Source organism: Pseudoalteromonas sp. Isolate3, assembly GCF_022398505.1.
Lineage (GTDB): Bacteria > Pseudomonadota > Gammaproteobacteria > Enterobacterales > Alteromonadaceae > Pseudoalteromonas > Pseudoalteromonas apostichopi.
The window spans coordinates 1-3,059 of sequence record NZ_JAKEVN010000206.1; the positions used below are offsets into that span (position 1 = coordinate 1).

A 3,059-nucleotide genomic window follows, 5' to 3' on the forward strand; every position below is an offset into this window, starting at 1 on the left:
CTTTCTAACTTTACTCTTTCTAACTTTACTCTTTCTAACTTTACTCTTTCTAACTTTACTCTTTCTAACTTTACTCTTTCTAACTTTACTCTTTCTAACTTTACTCTTTCTAACATTACTCTTTCTAACTTTGCTCTCGCTAACTTAAGCTACCAACTCAAACTACTACCATTTGCTTTTAGCCAACTTTCTGCTTTTTTATAGTCAGGATAAAAATGGCACACTCGCTGCCAGAACTTAGCGCTATGATTCATATGTCTGAGGTGCGCAAGTTCGTGAATAATGACATAATCAATCACCCATGTCGGCGCGCTTGCTAAATGTAAATTAAATGCAAGCTCTCGGCGCTTATTACAACTGCCCCAACGACGTTTATAATGTTGAATCTTTAACTTTGCAGGTAAAGCTTCAGTCATTTGCAAACAGTAGTCATGAACACGCATTTCAATATAGCTCTCAAGCTTTTCATGTAAAAACCGTTCTAGCAGAGCTAAGTAGTTAGCTTCTTGATATTTAACCCGTGATGAAATAGATAAAGTGAGCCGAGATTGTGCATCTTGTTGCCAAGTGCTTTTAGGGCCTTTAGCAAAAATTATCGGCACACTCTGACCGAATAACTTAATAGTCGCGTTTACAAGAGGAAGTTGACGTCGTTCAGCTTGTGAGGATTGTCTTGCGATTTGTTCTGCGACCCAATCCTGTTTTGTCTTTAGCCAACCATCTATCTCAGTTTGTGAGACATAAAAAGGCGCATAAACAGTGAGTTTCTGCTCAGCAACTTTAATTGCAACTGTTGTTCTGCGTTTACTGCGCTTTAAGGTGTAATCTAACAAATATAAGCCAATTCAATTAATAAAAATGAGAGATTCCATTTTACCCTGCTAAATAGCTGCTAATCTATAAAGATGACTAACAAATAAGTTTTCGTCCTTATGCCTGATAAACCATGTTGTAGTTATACCTCACCAACAGGTAACAAGTGCCAAGAAACAGATATGGGCTCTGGATTTTGCTTTTGGCATGATAGTAAATTTGATAAATCAGGGCTAGACCTCACCCAAAAATTAGAGCGCTATGCAAAAAAAGGGGGATTATTAGAAGGCCTGCAACTGAAAAGAGCGAACCTTTCAGGACTAAACTTAATCAAACAGGATGACGAAGAAGGCTATGATCTATCTTATTGTAATTTTTACCGCGCGAATTTAACGGGCGCTCACTTATTTAATAACAAAATCTCCAACGCCTCATTGATGAAAGCCAATTTACATAGCGCTAGTTTGCATTACTGTGATTTAAAAAATACCAACCTACTGGGTATTAAACTCAATGACAGCCGTATTGATAATATCGAACTGGGCGATCAATTATTACAAGAAGCGGCTGCATTTAAAGCTCGTAAAAATAAACAATTCGCAGAAGCCCGAGACTTATTTGAACAATCAGAAGAAATATACCGAAACTTAAGGAAAGCCTCAGAACATCAAGGGCTATTTGAGCTAGCCGGTAACTTTACATACAAAGAATTGCGGATGCGCCATGCGCAGTACCCTAGAGGTTCAACCAAGCAAATTACTTCAAGTTTTATTGACATGCTGTGCGGTTATGGAGAAAAACCCGAGAATGTTATTCGCTTTAGCTTGTCACTAATTATTTGCTGTGCCTTTTGTTATTTCTTATTTGGGGTAAGTTATCAAGATTCAGTGATGCAACTAAGCGTTGAAAACTCATTTACAAGCAATTTATCGGCATTATTAAATAGTTTTTATTTCAGTGTGGTAACTTTTACAACCCTTGGTTATGGGGGTATTACTCCGATTGGCTTTTCAAGGTTGATTGCAGCAATAGAAGCATTCTGTGGCAGCTTCTCGCTTGCTTTGTTCGTTGTTGTCTTTGTAAAGCGAATGACCCGCTAGCGCATAATATATGAGCCTATATGCTCCTTCGCTTGATACATTTTCTTATCAGCACGATTAATTAACTCCTCAGCATCTACTGTACTATCAAGTGGTGCTGCTATAAGGCCAAAACTTAAATGAAGCTCAGGGTACTGTTGTTCGAATGCAGCTATTAGTTTTTCACAAATATTAACACCACTGTCTATCTCGCAATCAGGCAAAATGACACAAAACTCATCTCCCCCGTAGCGACAAGGAATATCAATCTCGCGTATATTTTCAAGTAAATATTGGCCTATATATTTAAGCACTTCATCGCCTTTTAAATGCCCTTGCGTATCATTTACTGACTTAAAGTCATCCAGATCAAAATACACAATGGTTAATGGTGATTTGTGCCGTCTTGCTCTGGCAAGATCCCGTTGTAATAACTCTTGCATGACACGGCGATTATATAGGTTGGTGAGTGGGTCAAGCTTCGCTAGCTTCTCAAGCTCTTGAGTACGCTGCGCAACTTTTTCTTCGAGACCTTTTGCGTAAACTTCGGTGCGACGTTTCGCATTTTCAATTTCGCCCACCAAACTATCAATATAAGTGTCAAAGACCAAGGTGGTATCAAAGTAAATTAGCTTATCTATGATGTTTAGCGTTTGATTCAATTCAGCTTGATCGCTTATTGTCGCCCTAAGCACATTAAAAATGAGTTCTTTTAAAGTACACACTGCCGATAAATAGAGTTTTGGTTCAACCCCAATACGCTTATGTACCATGCCAATACGTAAGCGGTTATTAACATATTCATGTTCGTAACGACCACAAAATAGATCAATAATATATTGGCGTTGCGCATCTCTTAGTCGCGTTAAAGTATCCGCATCACCAATTAATAAAGAAATTTCATCAACTTCGGTTTGCTTTTTATAAAACTCATTCACTACATTTTCGATGGCTGATTCGATAATAGGTTTGTAGTTCAAAAGAGATGAGAGACTGTTTGAACTCAGCCCCAATAAGCTCATCCTATGCTGAATTTCGACATCATTAATTTGCATTTGCTCAACTAAAGTCTGCTCAGTTCTTCTCATCTACTCACCTCGAACTACTCCTTTTTAGTTAAATATAGTCAAGGTTTTCAATACTACGTACTTAAGTGATAGGTTTTTC

General features: G+C 37.9%; 3 protein-coding genes. 1 reads left to right on the forward strand and 2 read right to left on the reverse strand.

From position 1 onward, the window contains the following. Positions 1-149 precede the first annotated feature (149 nt). Positions 150-833 (reverse strand): SprT family zinc-dependent metalloprotease, encoded by a 684-nt coding sequence (locus L1D46_RS20140; protein WP_205987934.1) that lies wholly within the window; start codon positions 831-833, stop codon positions 150-152. A 99-nt stretch (positions 834-932) separates the two neighbouring features. Here L1D46_RS20140 and L1D46_RS20145 point away from each other — a divergent pair, with 99 nt between their 5' ends. Continuing rightward, positions 933-1,913, forward strand: a complete 981-nt coding sequence (locus L1D46_RS20145) for a pentapeptide repeat-containing protein (protein WP_239978128.1) — start codon at positions 933-935, stop codon at positions 1,911-1,913. Here L1D46_RS20145 and L1D46_RS20150 read toward each other — a convergent pair. Next, positions 1,910-2,980 (reverse strand): GGDEF domain-containing protein, encoded by a 1,071-nt coding sequence (locus tag L1D46_RS20150; protein ID WP_130051810.1) that lies wholly within the window; start codon positions 2,978-2,980, stop codon positions 1,910-1,912. The two genes, L1D46_RS20145 and L1D46_RS20150, sit on opposite strands and share 4 nt — an antisense overlap. Between the last annotated feature and the right edge of the window lie 79 nt (positions 2,981-3,059).

Bases quoted from the DNA above. Each gene is read 5' to 3' on its own strand.
- L1D46_RS20145 (WP_239978128.1), top strand. From the start codon at position 933: ATGCCTGATAAACCATGTTGTAGTTATACCTCACCAACAGGTAACAAG.
- L1D46_RS20150 (WP_130051810.1), bottom strand. From the start codon at position 2,980: ATGAGAAGAACTGAGCAGACTTTAGTTGAGCAAATGCAAATTAATGAT.